The organism is Blastococcus sp. KM273129 (genome assembly GCF_021698995.1).
Taxonomy (GTDB): Bacteria; Actinomycetota; Actinomycetes; order Mycobacteriales; family Geodermatophilaceae; genus Blastococcus.
Map to the genome: position 1 here is coordinate 1 of NZ_SSXB01000196.1, position 427 is coordinate 427.

Consider the following 427-nt stretch of genomic DNA (forward strand, 5'->3'; position numbering starts at 1 on the left):
TCGACGGGCAGGTCGCGGGGTACGCGGAGTACCGGCGGCGGGGGCCGTCGGTGGCGTTCACCCACACCGTCGTCGAGCCGGAGTTCGAGGGCCGGGGCGTCGGCTCCGCCCTGGCACGGGGCGCGCTCGACGCGGTACGGGCGGAGGGGGCGTCGGTGCTCCCGTTCTGCCCGTTCATCCGCAGCTGGATCCAGCGCCACCCCGGCTACGCCGACCTCGTCCCCGAGGCCCGCCGGGCGCAGTTCGGGCTCGCGCCCGGCTGACCGGCGGAACCGTTTCCGCCGCCACCCCGTCCACCGGGCATGGACGCCGTTCCCGCCCGCCTCCTCGCCCCGGCCCTCGAACTCCGGCTCGACGACGGTGTGGGTGAACGCCACCGACGGCCCCCGCCGCCGGTACTCCGCGTACCCCGCGACCTGCCCGTCGA

The 427-nt window shown here is 77.0% G+C and carries 1 protein-coding gene; it reads left to right on the forward strand.

Features of this window, described 5'->3' with window-relative positions; translation table 11 throughout:
- A partial coding sequence (locus E9565_RS22000; RefSeq protein WP_236836737.1) for a GNAT family N-acetyltransferase occupies positions 1 to 263 on the forward strand: 263 nt, incomplete at its 5' end.
- Between the last annotated feature and the right edge of the window lie 164 nt (positions 264 to 427).